The 25,611-nt window shown below is 70.7% G+C and carries 28 protein-coding genes and 1 tRNA gene; 13 read left to right on the forward strand and 16 right to left on the reverse strand.

From position 1 onward, the window contains the following. Positions 1–13 precede the first annotated feature (13 nt). Both BDK92_RS15930 and BDK92_RS15935 read right to left on the reverse strand, forming a co-directional pair. The gene (locus BDK92_RS15930; RefSeq protein ID WP_121157426.1) at positions 14–505 is read right to left on the reverse strand and encodes a GNAT family N-acetyltransferase; all 492 of its coding nucleotides are present in this window, start codon (positions 503–505) and stop codon (positions 14–16) included. Between the two features lie 287 nt (positions 506–792). After that, entirely contained in the window at positions 793–1,635 is an 843-nt protein-coding gene (locus tag BDK92_RS15935; protein ID WP_121157427.1) for a hypothetical protein, read from the reverse strand. 280 nt (positions 1,636–1,915) lie between these two features. On the opposite strand from BDK92_RS15935, the gene BDK92_RS15940 reads away from it, so the two are divergent. Next, positions 1,916–2,131 carry a hypothetical protein gene (locus BDK92_RS15940; protein ID WP_121157428.1) on the forward strand — a complete coding sequence of 72 codons (216 nt, stop codon included), beginning with the start codon at positions 1,916–1,918 and terminating at the stop codon, positions 2,129–2,131. Between the two features lie 4 nt (positions 2,132–2,135). Here the strand turns inward: BDK92_RS15940 and BDK92_RS15945 are convergent, their stop codons facing one another. From BDK92_RS15945 to BDK92_RS15960, 4 genes are all read right to left on the reverse strand, one after another. Then, positions 2,136–2,543, reverse strand: a complete 408-nt coding sequence (locus tag BDK92_RS15945) for a DUF3263 domain-containing protein (RefSeq protein WP_121157429.1) — start codon at positions 2,541–2,543, stop codon at positions 2,136–2,138. 155 nt (positions 2,544–2,698) lie between these two features. Beyond that, positions 2,699–3,709 (reverse strand): ABC transporter permease subunit, encoded by a 1,011-nt coding sequence (locus tag BDK92_RS15950; RefSeq protein WP_121157430.1) that lies wholly within the window; start codon positions 3,707–3,709, stop codon positions 2,699–2,701. Beyond that, on the reverse strand, positions 3,706–4,728 hold the full coding sequence (locus tag BDK92_RS15955) for an ATP-binding cassette domain-containing protein (protein WP_121157431.1): 1,023 nt from the start codon (positions 4,726–4,728) through the stop codon (positions 3,706–3,708). The genes BDK92_RS15950 and BDK92_RS15955 overlap by 4 nt, the downstream gene beginning before the upstream one ends. A gap of 125 nt (positions 4,729–4,853) precedes the next feature. Further along, complete coding sequence (locus BDK92_RS15960; RefSeq protein ID WP_121157432.1) at positions 4,854–5,639, reverse strand: DeoR/GlpR family DNA-binding transcription regulator; 786 nt, start codon at positions 5,637–5,639, stop codon at positions 4,854–4,856. Between the two features lie 193 nt (positions 5,640–5,832). On the opposite strand from BDK92_RS15960, the gene BDK92_RS15965 reads away from it, so the two are divergent. Genes BDK92_RS15965 through nagA form a run of 3 tightly spaced genes read left to right on the forward strand, consistent with a single transcriptional unit; the run spans position 5,833 to position 8,889 of the window. Further along, entirely contained in the window at positions 5,833–6,762 is a 930-nt protein-coding gene (locus tag BDK92_RS15965) for an SIS domain-containing protein (RefSeq protein WP_121157433.1), read from the forward strand. Continuing rightward, positions 6,759–7,760 (forward strand): ROK family protein, encoded by a 1,002-nt coding sequence (locus tag BDK92_RS15970; protein WP_170208595.1) that lies wholly within the window; start codon positions 6,759–6,761, stop codon positions 7,758–7,760. The genes BDK92_RS15965 and BDK92_RS15970 overlap by 4 nt, the downstream gene beginning before the upstream one ends. A gap of 19 nt (positions 7,761–7,779) precedes the next feature. Beyond that, on the forward strand, positions 7,780–8,889 hold the full coding sequence (nagA, locus tag BDK92_RS15975) for an N-acetylglucosamine-6-phosphate deacetylase (RefSeq protein ID WP_121157434.1): 1,110 nt from the start codon (positions 7,780–7,782) through the stop codon (positions 8,887–8,889). 87 nt (positions 8,890–8,976) lie between these two features. On the opposite strand, the gene BDK92_RS15980 is transcribed toward nagA, so the two are convergent. Both BDK92_RS15980 and BDK92_RS15985 read right to left on the reverse strand, forming a co-directional pair. Next, positions 8,977–10,254 carry an APC family permease gene (locus tag BDK92_RS15980; protein WP_281278620.1) on the reverse strand — a complete coding sequence of 426 codons (1,278 nt, stop codon included), beginning with the start codon at positions 10,252–10,254 and terminating at the stop codon, positions 8,977–8,979. Positions 10,255–10,264: 10 nt separating this feature from the next. Continuing rightward, entirely contained in the window at positions 10,265–11,047 is a 783-nt protein-coding gene (locus BDK92_RS15985) for a phosphatase PAP2 family protein (protein WP_121157436.1), read from the reverse strand. Between the two features lie 152 nt (positions 11,048–11,199). Here BDK92_RS15985 and BDK92_RS15990 point away from each other — a divergent pair, with 152 nt between their 5' ends. Both BDK92_RS15990 and BDK92_RS15995 read left to right on the forward strand, forming a co-directional pair. Further along, positions 11,200–12,441, forward strand: a complete 1,242-nt coding sequence (locus tag BDK92_RS15990) for a DUF4032 domain-containing protein (RefSeq protein WP_425462237.1) — start codon at positions 11,200–11,202, stop codon at positions 12,439–12,441. A gap of 86 nt (positions 12,442–12,527) precedes the next feature. After that, the gene (locus BDK92_RS15995) at positions 12,528–13,127 is read left to right on the forward strand and encodes a TetR/AcrR family transcriptional regulator (protein ID WP_121157438.1); all 600 of its coding nucleotides are present in this window, start codon (positions 12,528–12,530) and stop codon (positions 13,125–13,127) included. 20 nt (positions 13,128–13,147) lie between these two features. Here the strand turns inward: BDK92_RS15995 and BDK92_RS16000 are convergent, their stop codons facing one another. Then, a complete protein-coding gene (locus tag BDK92_RS16000; protein WP_121157439.1) occupies positions 13,148–14,950 on the reverse strand; it encodes an NAD-binding protein in 1,803 nt (600 codons plus the stop codon). Between the two features lie 104 nt (positions 14,951–15,054). Between BDK92_RS16000 and BDK92_RS16005 the strand changes: the two genes are divergently transcribed. From BDK92_RS16005 to BDK92_RS16015, 3 genes are all read left to right on the forward strand, one after another. Then, a complete protein-coding gene (locus tag BDK92_RS16005; RefSeq protein WP_121157440.1) occupies positions 15,055–15,552 on the forward strand; it encodes an MSMEG_6728 family protein in 498 nt (165 codons plus the stop codon). A 63-nt stretch (positions 15,553–15,615) separates the two neighbouring features. Next, the gene (locus tag BDK92_RS16010; RefSeq protein WP_121157441.1) at positions 15,616–17,172 is read left to right on the forward strand and encodes an FAD-dependent oxidoreductase; all 1,557 of its coding nucleotides are present in this window, start codon (positions 15,616–15,618) and stop codon (positions 17,170–17,172) included. 401 nt (positions 17,173–17,573) lie between these two features. Continuing rightward, positions 17,574–18,017, forward strand: a complete 444-nt coding sequence (locus tag BDK92_RS16015) for an HNH endonuclease (RefSeq protein WP_121157442.1) — start codon at positions 17,574–17,576, stop codon at positions 18,015–18,017. Between the two features lie 92 nt (positions 18,018–18,109). Here the strand turns inward: BDK92_RS16015 and BDK92_RS16020 are convergent, their stop codons facing one another. Beyond that, positions 18,110–19,054: an oxygenase MpaB family protein gene (locus tag BDK92_RS16020; RefSeq protein WP_121157443.1), complete on the reverse strand. Its 945-nt coding sequence runs from the start codon at positions 19,052–19,054 to the stop codon at positions 18,110–18,112. Positions 19,055–19,127: 73 nt separating this feature from the next. Here BDK92_RS16020 and BDK92_RS16025 point away from each other — a divergent pair, with 73 nt between their 5' ends. Beyond that, positions 19,128–19,364, forward strand: coding sequence for a hypothetical protein (locus BDK92_RS16025; RefSeq protein WP_121157444.1), 237 nt, complete (start codon positions 19,128–19,130; stop codon positions 19,362–19,364). Between the two features lie 68 nt (positions 19,365–19,432). Here BDK92_RS16025 and BDK92_RS16030 read toward each other — a convergent pair whose 3' ends face one another. The 3 genes from BDK92_RS16030 to BDK92_RS16040 form a co-directional block, all read right to left on the reverse strand. Then, positions 19,433–20,329 (reverse strand): peptidase, encoded by an 897-nt coding sequence (locus BDK92_RS16030; protein WP_211349245.1) that lies wholly within the window; start codon positions 20,327–20,329, stop codon positions 19,433–19,435. Beyond that, positions 20,329–21,621 (reverse strand): VWA domain-containing protein, encoded by a 1,293-nt coding sequence (locus BDK92_RS16035; RefSeq protein ID WP_121157445.1) that lies wholly within the window; start codon positions 21,619–21,621, stop codon positions 20,329–20,331. The genes BDK92_RS16030 and BDK92_RS16035 overlap by 1 nt, the downstream gene beginning before the upstream one ends. A 73-nt stretch (positions 21,622–21,694) precedes the next feature. After that, positions 21,695–21,931 carry a hypothetical protein gene (locus BDK92_RS16040; RefSeq protein ID WP_147457018.1) on the reverse strand — a complete coding sequence of 79 codons (237 nt, stop codon included), beginning with the start codon at positions 21,929–21,931 and terminating at the stop codon, positions 21,695–21,697. A gap of 117 nt (positions 21,932–22,048) precedes the next feature. Here BDK92_RS16040 and BDK92_RS16045 point away from each other — a divergent pair, with 117 nt between their 5' ends. Continuing rightward, entirely contained in the window at positions 22,049–22,699 is a 651-nt protein-coding gene (locus BDK92_RS16045) for an RNA ligase family protein (protein WP_121157447.1), read from the forward strand. A 9-nt stretch (positions 22,700–22,708) separates the two neighbouring features. On the opposite strand, the gene BDK92_RS16050 is transcribed toward BDK92_RS16045, so the two are convergent. Next, the gene (locus tag BDK92_RS16050) at positions 22,709–23,290 is read right to left on the reverse strand and encodes a hypothetical protein (protein ID WP_121157448.1); all 582 of its coding nucleotides are present in this window, start codon (positions 23,288–23,290) and stop codon (positions 22,709–22,711) included. A gap of 1 nt (position 23,291) precedes the next feature. Beyond that, complete coding sequence (locus BDK92_RS16055) at positions 23,292–23,705, reverse strand: ASCH domain-containing protein (RefSeq protein ID WP_121157449.1); 414 nt, start codon at positions 23,703–23,705, stop codon at positions 23,292–23,294. A gap of 130 nt (positions 23,706–23,835) precedes the next feature. Here BDK92_RS16055 and BDK92_RS16060 point away from each other — a divergent pair, with 130 nt between their 5' ends. Further along, positions 23,836–24,042: a hypothetical protein gene (locus BDK92_RS16060; protein ID WP_121157450.1), complete on the forward strand. Its 207-nt coding sequence runs from the start codon at positions 23,836–23,838 to the stop codon at positions 24,040–24,042. A gap of 67 nt (positions 24,043–24,109) precedes the next feature. On the opposite strand, the gene BDK92_RS16065 is transcribed toward BDK92_RS16060, so the two are convergent. Further along, positions 24,110–24,186, reverse strand: a tRNA-Thr gene (locus tag BDK92_RS16065). Positions 24,187–24,508: 322 nt separating this feature from the next. On the opposite strand from BDK92_RS16065, the gene BDK92_RS16070 reads away from it, so the two are divergent. Then, positions 24,509–25,600, forward strand: a complete 1,092-nt coding sequence (locus BDK92_RS16070) for an ABC transporter ATP-binding protein (RefSeq protein WP_121162225.1) — start codon at positions 24,509–24,511, stop codon at positions 25,598–25,600. Positions 25,601–25,611: the final 11 nt, after the last annotated feature.

The following is a 25,611-nucleotide window of genomic DNA, read 5'->3' on the forward strand; positions in this document are numbered from 1 at the left end:
CCGGCGGGCCGGGTCAGCCGAGACGGATCTGGGCCCGTACGACGTCGCCGTCGCGCTTGAGTTCGGCGCCGGCCCGGCGGAGCACACTCACGGCGGGGGTGTTGTCGACGGTGGTTTCGGCGGTCACGAGGCGGGCGCCGGCTCCGACCGCCTCGGCGAGCAGCAGGCGGAGCGCGGTGGCGGCGAGGCCCTGCCCCCGGGCGGACTTGCCGAGCCACATCCCGGTTTCCATGGCGGTCGGCTGGTCGTCACAGGTCATCCGGATCATGCCGACCACGTCGTCGCCGACCATGATCGCGAACATGGCGGTACGGGTCGCACCGTTCAGGCCGTCGAACCTCGCCCGGTGGAACTCACGGAATGCCTCCCGGCGCGCGTGTGACCAGCCTGCCGGGGCGTCGACCGGCGGCATCACGTCGTCCGGCTCTGCCTCGGCGACGGCTACGGACAGCAACGGCTCCAGGGTCTTTTCGTCGAGCGGGGTCAGTCGTACGTTGCTGCTCACGAAGCGAGTGTTCCCGCCCCGAACCCGAGTCGTCCACCGCTTTGCCCAAGCGTTGCCGTTCCGCCGTCACGCCCTGTCCGGTAAAGCCCGCGCAAGACGCTGAACGGCCCTACCCACGGTGACCGAGGGGAGGAAGGGGGCGTCGATCGGCGCGCTACCGGACCCGACGCGGCAACCCGGGTTCGGCCACCCCTCTGGGACCACCATCGGCCGATCGCCGCTGTCGACGGTTACCGTGCGTGACGAAGACGGCGGCTGAACGTGCTCATCCGGTGGCGGCGCGGCGGTCAGCGGTCGAAGCGGCAGAGCGCGACGGTGGCGTCGTCGTACCGCTTGAACCGGTGCCGGTCCTGACCGTCACCGGTGCCCTGCTCCGCCAACCGGACCCGACGGATCAGCTCGCTCGGCCCGTCCGAGGTGAGCAGGGCGAGCAGGTTGTGCCAGTCGAAGAGGCGAAGCTTGTCGACCGCGTACGACGCGCCGTCGGTGAGCAGCGCCGCCCGGCGTACCCGGTCCGGGCCGCTCAGCGAGAGCCCGCCGCCGATCGCGTGGTACGCCGCATCCGGGTCGGCGGCAGCGACCCAGTAGCCACCCGGGATGTTCATCTGCTGCCGCTGCCAGGTCACGGAGCGGCGGAACCGGGCCTGCGGGTCGCTCTCGTCGCCGCCCGCCTTGCCGGCGAACGCGGCCGACTTCATCCCGACCATGGTGGTGTCGAGCCGGTCGTCGGTGATCACCTGCAACCGACTGCCGAGGTCGACGACGAGCGGACTGTCGCAGAGAACCAGGTAGTCGACATGCTCGGCGCCCTCCCGGATCAGGCAGACGGTCGAGGACGGTGTGCCGGGGTGCCCGAGGTCGCACCGGTTGCCGTGATCGCCCCGTACCGCGTCGATCGCGCCGGCCAGGATCTCCATCAGGGTGGCTCCGGGCTGGTCGGCGGCGACCAGGCCGATCCGCGCGGCGAGCCGGCGGACATACCACGCCGGCCCGTGTACGCAACCGGTGTCGAAGCCCTCCGGCACGGTCGCCCCGTCGAGCACGCCGACCAGTTGCCCGTACTGGAAGACGTGATCCTCGTTCGCCAGTCGGTCCGGTGCCGCCTGCGAGGCGGACCATACCTGCATCATCCTGAGGTCTCCGGCTCTACCGCGAGGCAGCGGGGCTGCGCTCGGTCGAAGGGGTTGTCGAAGAAATCTCGCCTTACCCATGTCTACCCGAGCGGGCCCATGGGCCCTTACCGAATGAGTCCCTTCCCACCACGCGGAATACCCGTTCGATCGGCGAAAGTACGTACCGGCAGCGGATATGAGAAACCAGAGAACGGCTCGGCATTACTGACGGTAACGTCAGGGGTCTGATGGTGTGCCCGCCCGCACCCGGGTGACAGCACCGCGAGAGGGGGGCCAGATGCTGAAGAAGCTGCACGACATGGGTCTGCGTTCGGACCACTGCTACATGGCCGGTTTCGCGAGTATCGCCCTGTCATTCGGTTGTTGGCTGGCGTCCAAGCAGTTCGAGAAGGGCGCGGAGATCGACCGGGCGGACCGCTGGGGCATCTTCGTCGGCGAGTGGGCACCCACCTTCATCGCCCTCGGCAACGGGCTCCAGTCGTACGAGAAGTGAGCCGTCAACGGCGGCGGGAACGGGACCTGGCCGCTCGGAGCCGGCGTAATCTGCCGACCAGCAACGGTTCGGCGGCCAGTGCGGCCGGGTTGTCGAGCAGTCCGTTGAGGAGCTGGTAGTAGCGGGTGGCCGAGAGGTCGAAGGTGTCCCGGATCGCCTGCTCCTTGGCCCCGGCATGCTTCCACCAGCGCTGCTCGAAGGCGAGAATCTCCTGCTCCCGCACGGAGAGCCCGGTCCCTGCGGACTCCTCCGGGGCCGGTCCGGTCTGATCCGGATCCGCCGCCCCGGAACCGGCCTGATCGGGCTCGGTCCGATGTTCCGGACCGATCCGCTGCCCCGGTACGACCGGCGGTGCGAGCTGTTCGGCGTGGCCGTCGTCGTCGGTGGCTGGAGCGTCGGCACCCGGCTTCATGGCGCTCCTCACCGACCTCGCGAAACCGCACCCGCCGTACGGCTCCACCAGCCTAATCGCGCCTGGCCGCGAGCGCATCAGCCGCCACGGGAGGTCACCGTCACCACCCGGTGTGGGATCGACCGGGTGGTGACGGTCAGGTCAGGTCGGACCGGTCAGGTGACGTCGCGGCTGCGCATCGCCCAGATCGCGGCGGCGAGCACGATCGCCGTACCGACGCCGAAGACCAGTCCCGAGTCCTGCCAGGTGAGGACGAGTTCCCCCGGAGTGCACTCCCCCTGCTGGAAGTTGCAGGCGTTGTAGTCGAAGAGCTTCCACTCCTTCTCGAACCAGGCCAGCGCGTAGGAGGAGAGGACGTACCGGTCACCGAACGGGGTGCCGATGATCGCCATCACGGTCCGTATGCCGATCTCGCTGACCACGGCGACCCCGACCGCGACACCGAGGGCCATCGCGGTGTGCCGCCCCAGCGAGGCCAGGCCGAAGGCGATCGCGCCGACCGCCAGCACCAGGCCGACCGCGCGGAGTCCGGAGAGCGCGAACGACTGCCAGACCCCCTGGGTCAGTTTGCCGGTCACCCCGTCGAAGCGGCCGATCAACCAGAACGCCGCTGTCCACAGTGCACCGAGCACCAGGCTGAGGCCGAGGAGGGTGGTGAGCAGCGCGCCCAGCTTGGTGAAGAGCACGGTCAGCCGTTTCGGGCGCCAGAGCAGGAGGTTCGTCATCCCACCGCTGTGCCACTCGGCGCCGATGTAGGACGCCCCGACGACGAAGCCGAAGAGCGCCAGGATGCCGGCGAAGATGGAGATGAAGACGCCGAACTCTGCGCGGAAGTCGAACTGGTACGGCATGAACCACTCCGCCTGGAAGTTCTCCCGGGTCGGGGCCCACTCCCGTCCGCAGTCCGGCGGGTACCGGTCCGTGCCCGCCCCGACCGCCTTGGCCGCCTCACAGCCGCGTACGGACTCCTCGTGGTACTTCACCTGCTGCTGGTACTCCGCCTCGGCCCTGGCCTCGGCGGCGGCGACCTGGGCCGGTCCGACCTTGTGGCTGTTCACGGTGAAGGCGACGGCGATGCCACCGAGCCCGAGGACGAGCAGGACGAGCATGATCCTGGTGAGCCGGCGCTTGAAGATGCGGCGCAGCTCTGTCGTGTAGAGGTTCATGCTCCCCAGCTCCCCGGTGTGCCGCCGGATCCGTTCGCCTGCGGGTCGGAGCCGCCGACCAGGGCGGACTCGTCGACCTGGCGGTGTTGGCCCGGCACCGGTGCGGTGGCGGTCAGGTCCAGGAAGACACTCTCCAGGTCGGCGGTGACCGGAGCCAGTTCGCTCACGTACAGGTTCTGGGCGGCGAGGGTGCGGCTGACCCAGGCCGGCTGCTCGACGCCGTACACCATCAGGTGGTCGTCGTTGGTGGTGATCTCGGCACCGGCCCGGCTCAGCGCCTCGGCGGCAAGCGGCAGGTCGGTGGCGGCCTCCAGGCGTACCCGCAGGCCGTTGCCGGCGTGCTGGGCGAGGACCTGGGCGACCGGTCCGGCGGCGACCCGCCGGCCGAGCGAGATGATGGTGACCGAGTCACAGATGAGCTGGACCTCGCCGAGGATGTGGCTGGAGAGGACCACGGTCATGCCGGACTCGGCCAGGTTGCGCATCAGCGCCCGCATCTCCCGGATGCCGCCGGGATCGAGGCCGTTCGCCGGCTCGTCCAGGATCAGCAGTCGCGGATTCTTGAGCAGCGCGGAGGCGACCGCGAGCCGCTGTTTCATGCCGAGCGAGTACGACTTGACCCGGTCCCCGGCCCGGTCCCGCAGGCCGACGAGTTCGAGTACCTCGGCGACCCGCTGCTGGGGCACCCCGCCGGCGCCGGCCAGCAGGGAGAGGGTGTCCTGGGCGGTGAAGTGGGGGAAGAACTGTGGGCTCTCCACGATCGCGCCGACGGCACCGGCGACCTCGGGCAGGGCGGCCGGCACCTCACGGCCGAGGAGCGCCATCCGGCCGCCGTTGGGCTTGATCAGGCCGAGCAGCGTACGCAGGGTGGTGGTCTTGCCCGAGCCGTTGGGGCCGAGGAAGCCGTGCACCTGCCCCTGCTCGACCAGCATGTCGAAACCGTCGAGGGCGTGCCGTACGCCTCGGCGTCTACTCCGGTAGGTCTTTCGTAGACCTTCGATCTCCAGTACGGCCGTCAACGCCGACCTCCCGTGCCACGGTTAGGGCTCGCCCATTCTGCTCGGTATACCAGGCAAACCTGCTGTAAGTATCCGAAACTCATCATTTGCCCACAACTTGCCGCGCACCAGGCCAGCGAAAACCATCAGGCGGTGATGACGTGCACCCCGGCCTGCCGGAACCCGTCGACGATCGCCGGATCGGCCCCGGAGTCGGTTACCAGTGTTTCCACCCGTTCCACCGGGCAGATCCGGGCGAAGGCGTGACCACCCAGCTTGGACGAATCCGCGATGATCACCACGCGCTTGGCGCGAGCCACCATCAGATTGTTCATCGACGCCTCGCCCTCGTGGTGGGCTGCCGCGCCGAGCTGTACGTCGATCGCGTCCACCCCGAGCAACGCCACATCCAGGGTCACCTCGCGCAACAACGCCCCGCCGAGCGGTCCGACCAGCTCGAACGACTGCGGCCGGACCACACCACCGGCCACCACCACCTTCATCCGGGAGCGGACCAGCAGTTCGTTGGCGATGTTCAGCGCGTTGGTGACCACGGTCAACTGTGCACCGTCCGCACTGGTGTTGAGGTCCGGTCGGACGGCGAGCGCGCGGGCGACCTCGGTGGTCGTGGTGCCGCCGTTGAGGCCGACCACCATGCCGGGCGCGACCAGCGCGGCGGCGGCGGTACCGATCCGCTGCTTCTCGGCCGAGTGCTTCGCCGTCTTGTACCGCAACGGCAGGTCGTACGAGACCCCGTTGGCGACCGCGCCACCCCGGGTCCGGTTGATCATCTGCTGCTGGGCGAGTTGGTCGAAGTCGCGGCGGATGGTGGCCTGCGAGACGTCCAGCCGCGCGGCGGCATCCTCCACACTGACCCGGCCGCTCTCGGTCAGCAGCTCAAGCAGGGCGTTCCATCTCGCGTACCGGTCCACCGCGAGGCCTCCATGCACGTACGGTGATTGATTGCGTGCACACTAGTGCGCGAAACTGCGGTCGCGCAAAGAACGGCTCTGCGCGAAGCCACATTTAGTTGCCAGGTCGAACATGTTTCGAGCAGAATAACGCGCGAAAGACGGTCGGAACGAACGGTATCGCGCAGCAATTCTCGTCACCCGAGGAGCCCTGATGGCGTACGTCGACGCGGAAATCACCAGCCAACCCGACTGTTGGCTGCAGGCAGCCGCACTCGCCGACCCGTCGGCCGAGGCACTGCCCCGACCCGGTGAGCGGGTGGCCGTGATCGGCTGCGGTACCTCCTGGTTCATCGGCATGGCCTACGCCGGCCTGCGCGAACGCGCCGGCCACGGCGAAACCGACGCGTTCCAGGCGTCCGAGTTCCCGACCGGGCGACACTACGACCGGATCATCGCGATCACCCGGTCCGGCACCACCACCGAGGTCCTCGACCTGCTCGCCGCCGTACGGGGCCGGACCGCGACCACGGTCATCGTCGGCGACCCGGACTCACCCGCGGTCGGCCTCGCCGACGCCGACGTACGACTCCCCTTCGCCGACGAACGCTCGGTGGTGCAGACCCGCTTCGCCACCAGCGCCCTGGCGCTGCTCCGCGCCCACCTCGGCGAGAACCTCACCGCACTGGCCGCCGACGCGGAAGTCGCCGTACGGGCCCCGCTCCCGGTCGACCCGGGCCTGATCGAACAGGCCACCTTCCTCGGCCGGGGCTGGACCATCGGGCTCGCCCAGGAGGCCGCGCTGAAGTGCCGGGAGGCGGCCACCTTCTGGTCCGAGGCGTACCCGGCGATGGACTACCGGCACGGCCCGGTCGCGATCGCCGGCCCCGGACGGATGGTCTGGGCGTTCGGCGAGATCCCGGACGGGCTGGCCGAGGAGATCGCCTGCACCGGCGCCGCCTTCGTGCACAGCCGCACCAACGGCACCCACACCGTGCTCGGCGACTGGGCCGCCGGGCGTACCCCGCTCGACCCGATGGCCGACCTCATCCTGGCCCAGCGCTTCGCGGTGGCCCTGGCCACCAGCCGTGGCCTCGACCCGGACGCGCCACGAAACCTGACCCGCTCCGTGGTGCTCGCGTGACGGACGTTCTCCCGACGGCCCCGTCGACCGAGCCCGCCCACCCCTCCGTGGTGATCGCGCTCGACGTCGGCGGGACCGGCATCAAGTCCGCCCTGGTCCGGCCGGACGGCTCCACCCACCACAGCGAACGCCACCCGACCGGCGCCGACCGGGGACCGGCGGCGGTGGTCGAGACCATCCTCACCGTCGCCGAGGGCCTGGCCGGCCGGGCGCGCGCCGACGGCCTCGCCCCGGTGGCGGTCGGCATCGCGGTGCCCGGAGTGGTGGACCAGGCGGCCGGGGTGGCGGTCTGGTCGGCGAACCTCGGCTTCCGTGACGTACCGCTACGGGACCTGGTCAGCGAACGGCTCGGGCTGCCCTCGGCGCTCGGCCACGACGTACGCGTCGGCGGCATTGCGGAGGCACGGCTCGGCGCCGGCCGGGGCGACCGGTACGTCCTCTTCACAGCCATCGGCACCGGCATCGCCGCCGCGCTCACCATCGACGGTACGGCCTTCGTCGGCGCCCACGGCGCGGCCGGCGAACTCGGCCACATCGTCGTACGCCCGGACGGGCCGAAGTGCGGCTGCGGTCAGGTCGGCTGCCTGGAGGCGATCGCCTCGGCCGCCGCCGTCGGCCGCCGCTACACCGCACTCGCCGGCTCCGGCAGCACCGGGGACCGGGTCAGTGCCGCCGAGGTGGTCCGCCGGGCGGCGGGCGGCGAGGAACTGGCCGTCCGGATCTGGCAGGAGACCGTCGACGCACTGGCGGACGGGCTGCTGATCGCCCAGGCGCTCTACGACCCGGCGGTGGTGGTGGTCGGCGGCGGTCTGGCCGAGGCCGGCGACGACCTGCTCGTGCCGCTGCGTACGGCGCTGCGCGCCCGACTCACCTTCCACCGCGAACCCCGACTGGTGCCGGCCGCGCTCGGCGACGAGGCCGGCTGCCTCGGCGCCGCACTGCTCGCCCTGGACACCATCGGCGACCTCGAAACCGGCAGCGCCGCCCACATCCCCTGACAGGCTGGAGAGAGCCCTCGTGACCGACCGCGTGACTGGCAAGGTGGTAACCCCGACCGGGATCATCCGGCAGGGCTGCGTGGAGATCAGCGGCGAGCGGATCACCGCGGTCGCGGAGTATCCGTCGATCCGGGACGGAAACTGGATCGTGCCCGGGTTCGTCGACATCCACAGCCACGGCGGCGGCGGGCACAGCTTCACCACCGGCGACGCCGACGCGGCGCGGGCGGCCGCGCGGTTCCACCTCTCCCACGGCAGCACCACCCTGCTGGCCAGCCTGGTCAGCTCCCCGTACGAGTTGATGCACGACGCCACCGCCGCGTTCGCCCCGCTGGTCAAGGAGGGGGTGCTCGCCGGTGTGCACTACGAGGGTCCGTACCTGTCGGAGGCGCGGTGCGGGGCACAGAACCCGGAGTTCCTCCGCGACCCGTCCCTGGACGAACTGGGCAAGCTGATCGAGGTCGGTGACGGCGCTCTGCGCATGGTCACCATCGCCCCGGAGCGGCCGGGGGCGCTGGAGGTGATCCGGCTACTCGTCTCCCGTGGCATCGTCGCCGCGATCGGCCACAGCGACGCCACGTACGACCAGACGATGGCCGGGATCAAGGCCGGGGCGACCGTCGCGACCCACCTCTTCAACGGCATGCGTGCGCCGCACCACCGCGAACCCGGCCCGGTCTTCGCGCTGCTCGGCGCGGCCGGTGTGGTCTGTGAACTGGTCGCCGACGGGGTTCACCTGCATGACGGCACGCTGAATTTCGCCGCCACGGTCGGTGGCGCGGACCGGTCCGCGCTGGTCACCGACGCGATGGCCGCCGCCGGTATGCCCGACGGCGAGTACGAGCTCGGTGGTCAGGCGGTCACGGTCACCAACCGGGAGGCCCGGCTCAGCCGCGACGGCGCGATCGCCGGCAGCACCCTGACCATGGACGCCGCCCTGCGTCGGGCGGTCAGCGTCGGCATCGGTATGCCGGACGCGACCCGGATGGCCTCCACCACCCCGGCCCGCGCCATCGGCCTCGGTGACCACCTCGGTGCCCTCATCCCGGGCCTCCGCGCCGACCTGGTGGAACTGGACGAGAACCTTCAGGTCCTCCGCGTCATGCGCGCCGGCACCTGGCTCCCCTAACCCCACCCCCACCCCCCTCCCCTCCCCACCCCCTCCGCGATCTAGGGCAAATCAGCACTGCTGGAGATCAACGCACGACGATCAGCCCTAGATCGCGGGGGATTTGGGGCGGAGGAGGGTGCGGGTGAGGGTGCCCACGATCAGGACGATCAGGGCGGCCAGGACGCTGGGCAGAGGGAGGGTCGCGGCGAGGGTGAGGCAGCCGACCAGGCCGAGCAGGGCGATCAGGCGTACGGGCAGCCGTCGGGCGGGATCGGGACCCAGGGTGAGCGCCGCCGCGTTGGTGATCGCGTAGTAGACCAGCACGGTGCAACTGGAGAAGCCGATCGCGGTGGTCAGGTCACCGAGGCTGACCAGGATGATCACCAGCCCCGCCACCAGCAGCTCCGCCCGGTGCGGCACCCGTCGGCGGGGATGTACGGCGGCGAGCGCACCGGGCAGGTCACGGCGCCGGGCCATGGCCAGCGCCGTACGGCCGACTCCGGCGACCAGGGCCAGCAGTACGCCGGTGACGGCGACCGCCGCGCCGACGCGTACCAGCCAGGCGAGGCCGGGCAGTCCGGCGGCGGTGACCACGTCGGCCAGGGGCGCGGACGAGTCGGCGAGCCGGTCGGCGCCGAGCACGGAGAGGCTGACCATGGCGAGCGTGAGGTAGACCAGCAGGACCAGCCCGAGCGCGAGCGGCACCGCGCGTGGGATGGTGCGCTCCGGGTCGCGTACCTCCTCGCCGAGGGTGGCGATCCGGGCGTAGCCGGCGAAGGCGAAGAAGAGCAGGCCGGCGGCGCCGAGTACGCCGTACCCGCTGATGCCGGCACGGTCGACGAGCCGGGCCGGATCGGCGGACCCGGTGACCAGCCCGATGACCGTGACCGCCGCGAGCACCGCCAGGGTCGCCGCGACCAGCCAGCGGGTGACGCGGGCGGTCTTGCTGATGCCGCCGAGGTTGACCGCGGTCACCGCGACGACGGCGACCACGGCGACCAGCCGGGCGTGGCCGGGCCAGAGGTACGCGCCGATGGTGAGCGCCATCGCGGCGCAGCTCGCCGTCTTGCCGGCGACGAAGCTCCAGCCGGCGAGAAAGCCGGCGAAGTCGCCGAGCCGCTCCCGTCCGTAGACGTAGGTGCCGCCGGATTCGGGGTAGCGGGCGGCGAGCCGGGCCGAGCTGTTCGCGTTGCAGTAGCCGACAAGACCGGCGACGGCGAGCGCGGTCAGGAGTCCGATGCCGCTGCCGGCGGCGGCGGTCGCCGGGGCGAAGACCACGAAGACGCCCGCGCCGAGCATCGAGCCGAGCCCGATGATCACCGCGTCGCGTACGCCGAGGCGCCGGTCAAGGGGGGCGGCTGCGGCCGGCTGTTGTCGTTGCACGAGCCGCAGACTAGGGGGCGGAGGTGAACACTCCGGGTCGGTCGAGCCCACCGCGCAGGGCCGGGAGCGGCAGGTCGTCCCAGGGGATCCGGGTGAGCAGCCGGTCGACGAAGAGGCCGAGCAGGATGCCGGCGACGCTGTCGGTGATCCAGTGCCAGCTGAGGTAGGTGGTGGTGCAGAAGACGATCAGCGGAGGCGCGATCCGGATGACCCGGGCCAGGGCCGCCGGCGGGTGCGGGCGGCCCAGCGTACGCAGGAAGGCGACCAGGAGCAGGGCGATCGCGCCGTACCAGATGATCGCGTTCGCGACGTGCCCGGACGGGTAGGACATGCTGTATTCGCCCGCCGGCAGCTGGCTGTTGAAGATCTTCACCGACTCTTCCGGCGGCAGCTTCGAGGTGGGCGCGGCCCGGTCGGTCCAGATCTTGAGTGGCCCGATGGTGAGGTACGTCGCCGCGTAGGCGGCGGCCACCACCAGCAGCGGCCGGATCGAGCGGGATCGCAGGGCGGTGAGGATGCCCAGGATCGCGGCGACCGGGGTGAGCAGCCAGCCGCCCTGGCCGAGGAAGTTGAAGACCCGGGCGATCCAGTAGGCGAAGTCGGGGCGGTTGTTGTCGGACCATTCGCGTACGGCCTGGTCGATGCCGTAGAGGTGGCCGTTGGCCAGGGCGAGGGTGAGCCCGGCCAGTCCGGCGAGCAGGAGGAGGTCGAGCCACCAGCCGCCGGGGTACACCGGACGCAGCCGTAGCCCGCTGCGCCGTACCGTCCCGGTTCCCTGTCCGCTCTCTCGCACCCGCCCAAGCTACCGTGCCCTGTCCCGATGCCCCGTTGCGCGCACACTGTCCCCCCGACCTCTGCACAGGATCCACGCGGTGCGCCGGGGCGGGTGTGTGACGGGCCACGGTGGGGAGCGTTGTGGGGGCCGGAGCCGGCATGCTTGTCCCCGTGCGCATCACCTCGGCCCTCGTCGACCCGGCGCTGCTCGATCTACCGTGGTCGAAGCCGCTGGAGGAGTGGCCGGCTGACCATTTGGTGGCACTCCCGCAGGGCATTTCCCGGCATATCGTACGTTTCGTACGTCTTGCCAACACCGTGTACGCGGTCAAGGAGACCGGCGAACGGGTCGCCGAGCGGGAGTACGACCTGCTCCGCGCACTGGAACGGATCGACTTCCCGTCGGTGCAGGCGGTGGCGATCGTCGCCGACCGACAGGACGACAACGGGGAACCGCTGGACCCCGTACTGATCACGAAGCATCTACAGTTCTCGCTGCCGTACCGGGCACTCTTCTCGCACACGCTGCGCCCGGAGACGATGACCCGGCTGCTCGACGCGCTCGCCGCGCTGATCGTACGGATGCATCTGACCGGTTTCTTCTGGGGCGACTGCTCGCTGTCGAACACGCTCTTCCGGCGCGATGCCGGGGCGTTCGCCGCCTACCTGGTCGACGCGGAGACCGGGGCACTGCGCAACCAGCTCTCCAACGGGCAGCGCAGCGAGGACATCGAGATCGCCCGGGTGAACATCTTCGGTGAGGCGCTCGACCTCCAGGCCGCCGGACTGCTGCACGAGGCGATCGACCCGGAGCAGGTCGCCGACCAGGTGGTGGAACGCTACGAGCGGCTCTGGCACGAGATCACGTACGAGCAGCAGGTGGAGCGGGACGACCGGCACGACATCGAGGGCCGGATCCGGCGGCTCAACGAGATGGGCTTCGACGTCGCCGAGGTCGCCATGTCCCTTGTGGACAACGGCCGTTACCTGGTACGCCCCAAGGTCGTCGACGCGGGTTACCACAGCCGGCGACTGCTCCGACTGACCGGACTCGACGCCGAGGAGAACCAGGCCCGGCGACTCCTCAACGACCTGGACACCTACCGCGCCGAGAGCGACCTGTCGGACGAGCAGCAGTCCGCGCACCGCTGGCTCACCGAGGTCTTCGAACCCGTCGTCCGGGCCGTTCCGGCCCACCTGCGCCGCAAACTGGAGCCGGCCGAGCTGTTCGTGCAGATCATCGAGCACCGGTGGCGGCTCTCCGAGGAGGCCGGACGGGACGTCGGGCTGGCCCCGGCGGTGCAGTCGTTCATGGCCGATGTGCTGGTGCACCGGCCGGACGAGCAGGCCGTGCTCGGCGTACCGATCCAGGCCGCGCAGAATCCGGTGGAACCGGCGCAACCCCGGAGTTGACCTCCGTACCGGTTGCGACGGGTGGGAGACGGAGCGGATCAGTTATACCTTGACCGACAAGTGAAACGGTACGTATCGTTCCGGTCATGGAGCTGTCGTTCACCTCGGACTCGACGGCCGGCCCGCGCTCCGCCCCTAAGATCCTGAGCGCGGCGCGGGACGTACTGGCCAGCCAGGGCTACTCGGCCCTCACCATCGAGGCGGTCGCGGCGGCTGCGGGCGTCGGCAAGTCGACCATCTACCGCTGGTGGACGAGCAAGGAGGCACTTCTCGCCGACGCGCTCGCCGACATCTTCCGCAGCGAGGAGATCCCCGACCTCGGCGACACCCGCGCCGAACTGCGCCGGGCCGTCGACATGACGATCGACAACTACGCCAACGAGGATCTCGCGGCGGCGTTGCCCTCGCTCGCCGCCGGCCTTCTCCCCAACCCGGAACTGATGGCCCGCTTTCGGGAGGCGTTCCTGCACCGTAAGCGCGAGAACATCGCGGTCGCGCTGCGCCGGGGCATCCAGCGCGGCGACCTGCCCGCCGGTCTCGACACCGAACTGGTCCAGGACCTGTGGGCCGGCACCCTGCTGTACCGCCGACTCATGATCGGATCACCCCTCGACGAAGACCTCGCCGAGCGCCTCGTACGACTCGTCGTCGACTCCCCCGAAGCCCTCAACACGCCGTCCGCCTGAGACGGCCGACGGCCCGTCCGTCAACCGGGACCGGCCGTCGGGAAACGTGCCTGGGTCGGCAACACCTGTGGTTCCGGGTCGGCCTGCGGTGGGCTCGCCTGTTTGAGCAGGGCACTGAGCGCCGCCCGGCGTACCACCACCACGAGCTGGTCCCCCACCGCCAGCCGCTGTGCGGGCGCCGGGGACCAGTTCAGGATCGGCTGTCCGGCCGGGGTCAGCCCGATCACCCGTACGCCGGTGGCCTGGTCCACCTCGGCGAGTGCCCGGCCGACCAGCGACGACCCGGCCGCGACCGGCACCTCGGCGACCAGCAGGGCGTGCCGGTCGATCGGGATGGTCGCGATCACCTGGCGGTTGAGCAGTGCGGCGGCGAACGACGGCGCGGCCAGGTAGGACACGCTCCGGGAGATGTTCATGTTGAACGAGTTCTGGATCCGGTCGGCGAAGTCACCGTCGTAGAGGCGCAGCACCACCCGCAGATCGTTCTTGATCGCGCGGCCGTTCAGCGCGGCCTGGAGGTTGGTCACGTCGTCGGTGGAGACCACCACCAGGGCCTGACAGGTGGCGACCGACGCGGCCTCCAGGTTCTCCTCCCGGGCACCGTCGCCGACGATCAACGGGACGTTCAGCCGGCGGGCGAGCGACGCCCCGCGCGCCTGCGGGTCCTTGTCGATCGCGACCACCTCGATGCCGAGGTCGTGCAGCTGCGCCATCACCCGGGTGCCGACGTTGCCGAGCCCGATCACCACCACGTGCCCGTTGCGCGGGCTGCGCAGCCGGCCGTCGTCCAGCGCGAGCCGGGCGTTCACCATGCCGTCCACCACCGCGGCGGTGATCAACGGAATCAGCGCCAGCCCGGCCAGGTTCAACACCACCTGCATGACCTGCTCCGACGCCGCCTTCGCCGGGTCCGGGTCGGCGCCGCTGATGGTGGTCACCAGGGCGACGTAGACCGCCTGCCAGACCGAGACCCCGTCCTCCGGGTGGGCGAGCAGTGAGCCGAAGATGACAACCACCGCGACCACCGCGAGGGTGGCCATGCCGATCTTGCGGGTGGCGAAGGAGCGTACCGCTCGCCAGATCGCGGCGCTCGGACGCTGCTTGCGGCGGCGGGCGCGGATGATCCGCCGGGCCGCGACCTCGGTGCCGGGTGGCTGACCGGTCGCCTCGGCCAGCACCAGGTCCGCCGTCGTCTGGTCCGAGGGGAGCAGACGCACGTGGCGGGCGTCGTCGGTGTCGGCGAGGCCGCACACCACATGCTCCGGGCGTACGTCCTTGCGTCGGGCCACCACAAGGGTGCGGCCACGGAACCGGAAGTGGGTCGGTGTCGGCTCGCCGAGCGCCGCCGCGACGAAGGTCGGTGCGGCCATCGAGGCGTCGGAGAGGACCGCGCAGTCCGCGAAAAGCGGCCGTACGCTGTTGCCGAGCCCGGTGTTGAACATCCGCAGCACCAGCCGGAGCCGGGGCTCGACCGCCTGGGCGCAGAGCGCCGCGTGGATGTTGCCGACATCGTCCTGGTGCATCAGGGCGAGGCCGTCCGCGCCGACCAGTCCGGCCGACCGGAAGGTCTCCTCGTCCAGCCGCTCGGCCACGACCACCCGGATGCCACGGGTCGCGCGGATGTCCGGGCCCTCCGGCCGGCGGTGCGCCGGGACGATCACGGTCACCCGTACGGACTCGGCGAGCAGTGCGTTGACCAGGTGTACGACCAGGTCGTTCTGGCCACAGACAACGTAGTGGGGGCGGTTCTCGTTGGTCCGTAGCCCGTCGCGGAGCCGGGTCTCGACCGCGCGTCGGGCCCGGTTACGCCACTGATCCGCCATGCCCGGATCGTAGTCACCACGATCACCGTTCGCCGCCCACTGATGATCCACAAGCTCCGTGGCGCCGCGCGCATGCGGACACCCCTCGCGGGTAGTGCGATGGGATGCAGACCTTCCTCCCGTACCCGGATTTCCGGGCGACCGCCCGGGCGCTCGATCCGCGCCGGCTGGGCAAGCAGCGGGTGGAGGCGCTCCAGGTGCTGCGCGCGTTGACCTGGCCCCGGTACGGCTGGCGGCACCACCCGGCGGTCAAGATGTGGGCCGGGTACGAGGAGGCGCTGGTCCGGTACGGCTTGGACGTCTGCGACGTCTGGTCCGCCACCGGTCGGGGCGACACCGTGGCGACCACCCTCGTCGTCGACTTCACCGCCGCCTGCGGCACCGACCAGGTACGCACCCAGCCCGAACTGGCCGCCGCCGGGGACCTGCCACCCTGGCTGGGTCAGGAGGACCTGCACCTGAGCCACCGGGTGTCGCTGCTGCGCAAGGATCCGGACTTCTACCGCCCCATCTTCGGCGACCTCCCGCCCGACCTCCCCTACGTCTGGCCCCCCTCCGACCGCCCACCCGCCTGCCCTCCACCCACCCCACCCCCGGGTTAGGAAGGGCCCCTTCCTATACAAAAAACGATAAGAAGGGGCCCTTCCTTACCCCGGGAGCGGAGGATGGGGTTTATGGGGCTGATGGGGCGGCTGCCGGGTGGGCGGCCGGTCCGGGTCGACCCCGAGGGCGGCGCGGGCGGTACGTCGCGCGTACCGGACGGGGTCGACGCGCTGGTCGTCGGTGGCGGAATCGCCGGCATCTGCGCCGCCGTGGTGCTCGCCGAGCGGGGGGTACGGGTGACCGTGCTGGAGGCCCGACCGACGCTCGGTGGACGGCTCTCCTCCTGGCCGGAAACGCTCGCCGACGGCACCGAGCAGTACGTCGACCACGGCTTCCACGCCTTCTTCCGGCAGTACTACAACTGGCGGTCCATCCTGCGTCGAATCGACCCGGCGCTCGGGCTGCTGCGACCGGTGGACGGTTATCCGGTCCTCTCCGCGGACTGGCCGACGGAGGAGTTCGCCCACCTGCCCCGCACACCGCCGCTGAATCTGCTGGCTCTGCTCACCCGCAGCCCCAGCCTGCGACTGCGGGATCTGCGCACGATGGACGGGGAGGCGGCGCTGCCGCTGCTGGCGTACCACCCGAAGCGCACCTACCTGGACCTGGACCGGGTCACCGCGCAGGAGCTGCTTGATTCGCTGCGACTGCCGGACCGGGCGCGGGCGATGCTCTTCGAGGTCTTCGCGCACTCGTTCTTCAACCACGCGCACGACATGTCGGCGGCGGAGCTGGTGGCGAACTTCCACTTCTATCTGCTGGGTAACCCGGAAGGGCTGGGCTTCGACGCACCGGAGCGGGACTACGACTCGGCCATCTGGCGTCCCCTCGCCCGGTACCTGCGGCGGCGTGGTGGCGAGGTGTCGACCGGTGTGCCGGTGACCGGGATCGGCCGTGCTGCCGGCGCGGGCGGCGGCTGGCGGGTCACCGTCGGGGGTGCGGAACACCGTGCCCAGTCCCTGCTGCTGGCGGTCGACCCGCCGGCTCTGCGTACGTTGCTCGCCGCCGCGCCGGAGCTCGCCGCCGAGGCGCCCCGGCTGGCCGGTCAGGTCGCCACCTTGGAACCCGGGCCGCCGTACGCGGTGGCGCGCTACTGGCTGGCCGGGGACGTGGCCCCGGACCGGGCGGTGTTCAGCGGGGTGTCCCGGCAACCGACGCTCGACTCGGTGACGCTCTACCACCGGCTGGAGGCCGGGGCGCGACGCTGGGCCGGGGAGACCGGCGGGTCGGTGCTGGAACTGCACGCGTACGCCTGCACGCCGGATCTGCCGGCGACCGAGCTGGCCGAGCGGATGCGCGCCGAACTGGCCGATCTCTGGCCGGAGGTGGCGAGGCTGCCGGTGGTCGAGCTGCGGGCCCGGGTGGAGCGGCAGGCGCCCTCGTTCCGTCCCGGAGGGCACGGTGACCGGCCGACGGTGGTCACCGACGCCGTGGGGCTCTTCCTCGCCGGTGACGGGATCCGGGCCGGCACCGGAGGGGACTGCGACGTGCCGAGCGCGCTGATGGAGCGGGCCGCGGTCACCGGCCTCCTGGCCGCGAACCAGATCCTGCGCCGGTACGGCACCGCACCCGAGCCGATCTGGTCCGTACGCCCACGCGGCCTGCTCGCCCGCCGCTGATCGGAGGCACTGCCGGACGGAACGGGTCCCCCTCCTGACGGGAACTGATCAAATCCGTTGGCGGTCACGGGTGGACACAATTACCGTTTAGCGCGTCAGGTTATCCACCCGATCGAGGGGTCAGCCATGAAGGCGTACGGCAATGGTGCGGTGCGGCGGTTCCGACCGCTCACCTCCGTTGCGGCTGGCGCCGACCGGTTGGCGTGTTGGCGTACGGAACACGAGCTGAGCAGGCTTCGCGGCTGACGTCGAAAACGACATGAGCCGCGCCGCCCGCCCCCAGCAGACAGGGAAACGGGCGGCTTTTTGTTTCGGTCGCCCCGCAGCCCGAAGTAGTCGTCGGTCGATCAGCGCTGCGCGGGTCGTACCTGTTTGATTTCCGAAATCGGAAGGAGGACCCGGTGGACGCGGTGCTCGTCATCAACGCCGACCTCGGCCCACTACACAAAGTCAGTGTCCAGCACGCGATCCGGATGCTCTGCCGCCGGGTCGCCGAGATCCACGAGGCCGAGCCGGACCGGCGGATCGGAGTCTTCCCGATGCCCCGGGTGGTCCGGCTGCTGCGGTACGTCGTCACCCGCTGGCGGTTCAGCTCCGGCCCGGCCTGGTCCCGCTCGGGGGTGCACGTCCGGGACGGTCACCGGTGTGCGTACTGCGACGGGCGGGCGAGCACCATCGACCACGTCCTTCCCCGCTCCCGGGGCGGACGGAACACCTGGAAGAACACCGTCGCCGCCTGCTACCCGTGCAACCAGCGCAAGGGCGACCGTACGCCGGCCGAGGCGGGCATGCCGCTGCGGTACGAGCCGGTGGTCCCGGGCTGGGCAACGCTGGTACGCCTCTGACCGTTCCACCTCTGACCGGCCGGCGGGGATTCGGGGTCCCGCCGGCCTCCTCTCCCGGGGCGCGGGCCGACCGGTCCCGCCCCGGGCGGGGTCTACCGGTCCGCGCCCCGGGTCCGGCCGGCGCCGCCCGCCGACCCGTGCCGCCGGTCCGGCGCCGGTCGGTCGGGTCCGAGTTGGTCGAGCGTGTAGCCGTCGGGGTAGGCCGCGTTGGGCTGGCCGGGGATCCAGAGGTCACGGTCGGGGATGGTGGCGAAGCGCCGCAGCCGTCCCCGCAGCCGCAGCAGGCCGTGCACGGCGACCTCCACGGCCCGGGACGGTTCGGGGACGCCGAGGGCGGCGCGGACCGGCGGGTCGAGCATGGTGTCGGTGGCGGCGGCCATGGCCCGGCGGGCCCATCCGACGTTGCGCAGGGCGGCGGGAAGCCGCTGCGCCATCAGGTCCTTGGTGGCCAGGATCAGGGTGCTGGCGGCCGGGTCGAAGCCGAAGTTGACCCGTTCGAACTCGTCGAACTCGGCCTCGAACGCGGCAAGGGTCGGCGGGATCTCCGGGATGCGCATCGCGGCACCGACCCGCCGGTAGAACTGGAAGGTCGCCTCGTGCTCCGCCCGGGTCAGGGTGCGCGGGCCGAACCGGTCGATCCAGCGACCCGGTACGAACACCAGCGTGCCGAGCACGTACCGGTACTCGGGGTCGCTGATGCCGTGGACCCGGTGCATCCGGTTCAGCATGGTCAGGACGCGCTGTCCACGCGGGTGGTCGATGCCGTTGGCAATCAGTTCGTACATGATGGCGCCGGTGTCGTAGGCGCGCTTGACGGGGCGGCCGGTCAGCTCACCGGTGGCGAGCAGCAGCCGGGCGATCGACGGCACCGCGTACGTGCGGTAGAAGGCGAGGTTCAGGCCGACCCGCGCCTCGGGCCAGAACTCGCGCATCACCAGGTGGCGGTAGATCCGGTGGTGGTCCGCGACCGGATCCAGTCCGCGCAGGTATCCGGGGGCACGTCGATCGGTGGTGGTGTCGTCCGCGGGGGCGGTCACCGTACTCTCCTTCCGCTGCCCACCCGCCGACGAGAATCGGCCGGGGTACGGTCCGTCAGCGTATATTGACGGCGTGCCGGATGAACCGCTCCAGGAGCTGCTCAGGCTCAGTGCGGGACCGGAACCGTTGGAGAGTCTGCGGGCCGCGGCCGAGTTGCGCCGTGGGGTGGAGCGGATGGAGGCGGTGCTGGTCCGCCGGGCCCGGGTGGCCGGCGCGTCCTGGGCACAGATCGCCGAGGCGCTCGGTGTCTCCAAGCAGGCCGCCCACCGCAAGTACGGCGGCGGCGGTTTCTTCCGTCAGGAGCCGTGACCGACCCCGAGCGTAAGGAAGGGCCCCTTGTTATCGGATTCCGTTGTACTAGGGGCCCTTCCTAACACCTAGCGGACCACCGGTCGGCGGGGACGACGGGTCAGGGCGAAGCCGACCACCCCGGCAACCGCGGCCAGCACGCCGCCGGCCGAGGTCCAGATCCACCGGGACGAGAAGCCGTCGAACCAGCCGTCGAACCAGCCGAAGAAGAAGCCCTCGTCGTCGTTCGCGGCCTGGGCGGCGGGATCCGGACTGGCGCTGGCGCCCGGCGTCGGCGCGGCACCACCCTCGGGCAGGATCGCTCCGGGCTTCACCGCCGGTACGAGCGGCGTCCTGAGGTCGCCGTCCTCCGGGGTGATGTTGTCGTCGTCCACCGCGCCGACCACCAGGCCCACCTGGATCGGCAGGCCCAGGTCCTGTTCCGGCAGGTCACTTGTGGCCAGCCGGACGTAGTAGGTACCGGGCAGCGGGTCTCCGGACCACGGTTCGGCCCACGAACGGACCTGACGCAGGGTGCAGTTGAGCGGCACCGTGCTCTCGGTCGCCGCGACCGTCGGGGTCTGGGCGCCGGCGGTGCACGCCTGCCGGCGGCGCAGCCCGTCGAAGACGTCGACGGTCCAGGTCGACGGTCCGTGCCGGTCGGCCGACGGTGGCAACGTCACGTTGATCGCGACGTCGTTGGTCTGACCGGCTTCGGCCGCGAACGACCAGTAGAGGTAGTCGCCGGTGGAGGCGGCGACGTTGACCGGTTGACCGGCGGCGATCCCGGTGGCGGTGAGGAACGAGGTGCCGGCCTTGGTGACCGTGACCGCGCCGGGTGAGGGGGTCGGCAGTGGTGACGCCGGTGCGGCTGCCGCCACGCCGGCCGGGAGCAGCAGGCCGGCGGCGACGGCGAGCGTCGTCGCACCGAGGCGCAGGGCGACGGTCGTACCCGCCGTGGCCGTCGGAGTCTGGTTCCGGTCCATCAGTTCTCCCTCCAGGTGGCGACCCACCAGCGGGTCAACCAGCCGGTGACCAGACCGGTGAGCAGGCCGGCGACGGTCAGCAGCAACAGCAGGACCCAGCCCCGGCCCAGCCCCGGGCTGCTCGGCGCGGGCGAGAAGTCGACCACGTCGATGGTCAGCTCGACCGGCATGCCGGGGACCTGGGCGGAGGTGTTCTGGCCGGAGAAGGAGTTGCCGACCACCAGGCAGACGGTGGGCGTCGGTACGACCAGGGTGGTGCCCTCGGCCGGTTCCTCGCTGGGCTCCTCGGTCGGCTCGTCCGGCTCCGAGGCTGACCAGCGCAGGCCGGTGGAGAGGACGTCCGTACGGCCACTGCCGGCGTCCGTTCCGCGTACGAGTTCGCGGCCGTCGGTTGCGGTGGCGCGCAGCAGGACGCCGTAGTCACGGTTGAGCGGGCGGTCGAGGGCCACGCTCACCGAGGCGCGCAGTTCCTGGTCGGCCCGGACCGGGATCCGGTAGTAGCGGTGCTCCTGGAACTTCTCCCGGTCGGAGTAGACGCCGGGGGCCAGGATCGGCGCGTTGCCACACTCACCGGCGCCGGTGACCAGTGCCGGGGTCGCGGTGTACGTGTCGTTCGCCCGGTCGACCAACTGCCGGATCCGGCCGCTGAGCTGCTCGACGCTGTTCGCCGAGGTGTACGTGCCGCCGGTGGCGGAGGCGATGCAGACGAGCTGCTTGCGTACCTTCTCGTCGGGGGCCAGGCCGAGGGTGTCGACGACCAGGTGGGTGCCCTGGGCGGCGAGTTCGCGGGCCACCTCGCACGGGTCGGGCGGGGCGCAGGTGTCCTCGCCGTCGGTGATGAGCACGATCCGTCGGGTGGTTCCGCCGGTGCCGAGGTCCTGGGCCGCGCCGCGCAGTGCGAGCCCGACCGGGGTGAAGCCGGTGGGTCGGAGCCCGGCGATGGCGGCCTTGGCCTGTTCCCGGTTGACCGGGCCGACCGGCACGATCTGCTGGGTGTCCTGGCAGCCGATCTTCTTGTCGTCGCCGGGGTAGGTGGCGCCGAGGACCCGGATGCCGAGCTGCGTCTCGTCGGGTAGCGCGTCCACCACCTCGTGGAACGCCTGCTGGGCGACGGCGATCCGGCTGCGGCCGTCGATGTCGTTGGCCCGCATCGATCCGCTCACGTCGAGCACAAGCTCCACTTTGGGCGGCTCGGAGGTCGGTTCGTCGGCGGATGCCGGCGGAATACCAAGTGGCGTAAGGGCGGCCAGCAGTCCTAACAGGACCGCGATGGACCGTCTTATGATGATCACGCCGAGATACTAGTGAGGATCGAATGGGTGCTATCTCAGTGGTATCGGCCGAATCCGGCAGCCGGTACGGGCGTCAGTTGTCGCTGGTCGCGGCCCAGCTCGCCGCCGCGACGCAGAGCAGCAGCACGATGCCGCCCTTGCTCGCCGCGATCCGGATCAGTGCCCAGGCCGCCTTGCGCATGCCGGGAACGCTCGCCTTCGTCTTGCGGTAGTCCGCCCAGGAGCGGCGGGCGACGGCGTACGCGATCCCGGCCGTCAGGCCGAGCAGCACTCCGATGGCCAACATGGCTGCCGTCAGGGAGCGTTCCACCAGGTCAGTGTGGTAGCGATGGACGAATCGCCGCTATCCCCCGTTCGGTGCATATAGTCATGAATCACTCTCATAATCGAGCTGCCCGCCTGCCCTCGTGTATGCCACGATCTGCCGATGCGCAACGAGCCGGAACCAGCCCCGGCGCGCAAGTACCCGCGTACCCACCACCTGCCGGACTCCCCCGGCGCGACCAGCGACGACCGGATCCTCACCGACCTCGACGGGTTCACCGGCGAACTGGTGGTGACGGAGAAGATGGACGGTGGAAACGTCACCTTCACCCGCGACCTGATGTACGCCCGCTCGGTCGACTCCGGCACGCACCCCTGGGACCGGCCGGCGAAAGCGCTCTGGGCGCGGGTGGCACACGAGATCCCGTACGGCTGGCGGATCTGCGGCGAATCGGTGTGGGCCCGGCGCAGTGTGGCGTACACCGATCTGCCCGGTGTCTTCCTGGTCTTCGCGGTCTGGGACGCCACGCACACGCTCCGGAGCTGGGACGAGACCGTCGAGTGGGCAGCCCTGCTGGAGCTGCCGCTCGTGCCCGTACTCCATCGCGGCCCCGACCTGGCCACGGCCCGCGCGGCCTGGTCGCGGCAGCGCGACGCCGACGGATCGGAGGGCTTCGTCGTGCGCACGGCAGCGCCGATCCCGGAGGCCGAGTTCGGCCGCCGGGTCGCCAAATGGGTACGCCCACAGCACGTCCGCACCGAGGCGTCCTGGCGGCACCGCGACGACTTCGCCGTCAACGGCTTCGCCCACTGAGGCGCACGATCAGCTGGTGGCGGTGAACCGGACCTTCAGTCGATGGGCCTGCACCAGCTCCACCAGGCGTGGACTGCACACCATGGTCCGGTAGCGGGCGTCGCGGGCGATCAGGAACTGGTTGGCGTACTCCTCCCGGAAGAAGGGCTCGGCCAGGATCGGGGCGCCGCCACCGGCCGACGGGCGCTGCCGGGACCGGGCCTCGTCGATCAACGGCAGCACGGTCCTCACCCGGGCGACCGAGTAGTCGTCGAACTCCTCGTCCCGGCAGCGCACCACACAGCGGTGGAACTCCAGGTCCCGCTCGAGTTCCGACCCGATCGCCGCGACAAACGCGGCGGAGAAGATGGGAATGCGTACGCTCGCCGTCAGGTAGTCGGCCTCGCGGACCAGGCGTGACGACAACCCGCTCTGGGCGCGCGCGACCACGTTCGTGTGCCGCAGGAAAGCGTCGTCACCGTTGTTGTGCACGAAGTAGGTGGCGAGCCGGTGGCTGGTGCCCGGACTCGGCTCGCCGGTCCGGGCCGAGACGAAGTCGAGCAGGTCCGGCACCCGGGCCAGGGTCGGCGAGGTGAGGTAGTGGTAGGCCACGTCAGAACCGCTCCACGACCCTGAAACGCTGCGCCACCGCGCGAGTGTCGTCGTCGACGCTGAACGACGGATCACCCAGGAAGTCGCGGTATTCGGCACTGTGCCAGAACTGCTCGTGGCCGGTCCGCCAGTCGGCGACGGAGGTGAACCCCTCACCCTCGTCGATGGCGTGGGCCAGGTCCACGTCACCGAGCCGGACGACCCGTACGTCGGTGAGTTCGATGACCGCGACGGGGTGGTCCGCCGAGTCGACCACCACCTTCCGTTGCCCGGCAACCGGCAGTGGTTCCTGTTCGAGCTGGTAGTCGATTTCCAGTCCGGTGGTCGAGGTCTTCGTACCGTTCAGGATGGCCGCGACCAACTGATCGCGCAGTGGCCCAGGAAAGGCGAATTCGGCCTTCGGCAGGTCATGCATCCCCAAAGGCTACCGATTGATCCGGCGTACCGACCCGCTCGAAATCGGCGGCGGAGCCGATCACGTGCATCCAGCAGCGGGTCAGGCGTAGCCGACCTATGTTGGTGAGGTGACCACTGGCGGAAGTTCCATGGATACGCAGACGATCCCGCACGGGATCTGGACCCGGGTGGGCGACACCGGGGTCGAGGCGTACCAGGACACCGGCGTGGAAGTCGTGGTCTACGTCGATGCCGAGGAGGGTGAGATCACCGTGCCGGTCGCCTCCGCGCTCCACCTCCAGTTCCGCGCCGCGCTGACCCGACTCAGCGACGAAGACGAGGTATGGGGCAGGTAACGTCCCTCGATCCCGCCCCGGACCGTCCGGGGCACGGGCCAGCCGGGGAGGCCCCTGCTGGCGGTGTTGGAGCCCCCGGCCGGGATCGAACCGGCGACATCCCGCTTACAAGGCGGGTGCTCTGGCCAGCTGAGCTACAGGGGCAGTGTTCCGGGGGTCAGCATAGCCAGTGCGCTCGTGATCCCAGCGACGCCACGGGCGTAGGCCGGGAAACTCGCCAACTCCGCCCCGCCCATTGATGGCCCCGCGTGCCCCAATGCCCGAAATGTGAGTCGTTCGCATCTCTCCGTACGTCTCTGACCTTGGCAGGGTGGGCAGAGCGGATTACGGTGGCGTGACGGACGACATGCCGACCACCCCCAGTGGCCGCCCGGCGGGTCGTCCGGACCGGCGCGGCCCCCGCACCGGTGGCTCCTTCACTCGGATCGTCCGGCACGTTCCTGCCGGTGAAAGGAAGCGCTTCACCATGGCTACGGTCACCTATTCCAAGGCCACCCGCGTGTACGCGGGTACCGAACGCCCCGCGGTCAACCAGCTCGACCTGGAGATCGGCGACGGCGAGTTCCTCGTCCTGGTCGGCCCCTCCGGCTGCGGTAAGTCCACCAGCCTCCGGATGCTCGCCGGCCTGGAGGACGTCGACGACGGCTCGATCTTCATCGACAGCCGCGACGTCACCCACCTGCCGCCGAAGGCCCGGGACATCGCGATGGTGTTCCAGAACTACGCGCTCTACCCGCACATGACGGTCTACGAGAACATGGCGTTCGCGCTGAAGCTCCGTAAGACCTCGAAGGCGGAGATCGACCGTCGGGTCAAGGAGGCGGCGGCGCTGCTCCAGCTCGACGACTACCTCGGCCGCAAGCCGAAGGCGCTCTCCGGTGGCCAGCGCCAGCGGGTCGCGATGGGCCGGGCGATCGTCCGCGAGCCGCAGGTCTTCCTGATGGACGAGCCGCTGTCGAACCTCGACGCCAAGCTCCGCGTGCAGACCCGTACCCAGATCGCGTCGCTGCAGGCCAAGCTCGGCATCACCACCGTGTACGTCACCCACGACCAGGTCGAGGCCATGACCATGGGTCACCGGGTGGCGGTCATGCTCGACGGTGTGCTCCAGCAGGTCGACACCCCGCGGGCGCTCTACGACACCCCGTCGAACGTCTTCGTCGCCGGCTTCATGGGCTCCCCGGCCATGAACATCAAGACCGTCCCGCTGACCGAAAACGGCGCGAACTTCGCCGAGCTGATCGTCCCGCTCACCCGTGAGCAGGTCGAGGCGGCCAAGGCCGACGGCGGCAACGGCAACGTCACCGTGGGCTTCCGCCCCGAGGACTGCGACCTGGTCAGCCCGACCGAGGGCGGCCTGCCGGTCGTCGTCGAACTGGTCGAGGACCTCGGCTCGGACGCGAACATCTACGGCACCGCCACGATCAACGGCACCTCCGAGCGGTTCGTGGTCCGGACCGACCGGCGCACGATGCCGAACATGGGCGACACCGTCTACGTGAAGCCGCGTACCGGCAAGAACCACACCTTCCACGCCACCACCGGCGTACGGATCTGAGCTAGTCGAAA

The sequence above is a fragment of the Micromonospora pisi genome, assembly GCF_003633685.1.
Lineage (GTDB): Bacteria > Actinomycetota > Actinomycetes > Mycobacteriales > Micromonosporaceae > Micromonospora_G > Micromonospora_G pisi.